The sequence below is a fragment of the Dellaglioa sp. CoH-57-MRSF-22 genome (genome assembly GCF_056781895.1).
The window spans coordinates 1-547 of record NZ_JBXAXT010000056.1 but is presented as its reverse complement, the minus strand read 5'-3'; the positions used below and the strand labels follow the sequence as shown (position 1 = coordinate 547).

Below are 547 nucleotides of genomic sequence, written 5' to 3'. Positions count from 1 at the left end.
GTTCCAGCTATCGGTGATCACAAGCAGGTGGTGTGGGAAGCTTGGATCGGCGTGTTCCCCGAGTATTCGGTGAGCGGCCTTTACGCGGCTGTCATTGTCGGGACTCCGGATCGCGAACAACCCGCACAGGAACACGAAAACAAAGACGCTGAAGAAGGCCAGCTCGTCACTGATGCGCTGGAGAACTATACTCCGGAACAGGCTTCGGCAGAAGCAGACCAAGCCGCCAAGAACGCATTGGCATTCGAGGCTACGGTTGAAATTCCGGACGAGACGCAGACCGCTGACTCGGCAGCTGCTGCTATCCTCGTTCAGCGCCTTGGCATCAGCCCGGAAGAAGCACAGGTACTCGCTCAGGATGAGGCGGTTGTTGCCGCTGTCTTGCGCGCAGGCCGCCCGCGTGGCGATACCAACGTGTTTGCGGCCATCGATGATGCAGGGCTGTTCAAGATCGAAGAACCTGAAGTCCCGGCAGTCGAAGTGGAGCCGGCGTTTTCTCCTGAAACCGCAGAACTTCTCGGTTTGAACCAACAGCAGTAAAGCGGCC

General features: G+C 58.3%; 1 protein-coding gene. It reads left to right on the top strand.

The annotated features are described in order from the left end of the window. The coding region (locus AC1RPR_RS08110; protein WP_481763454.1) for a hypothetical protein at positions 1-540 on the top strand (540 nt) is incomplete at its 5' end. Positions 541-547: the final 7 nt, after the last annotated feature.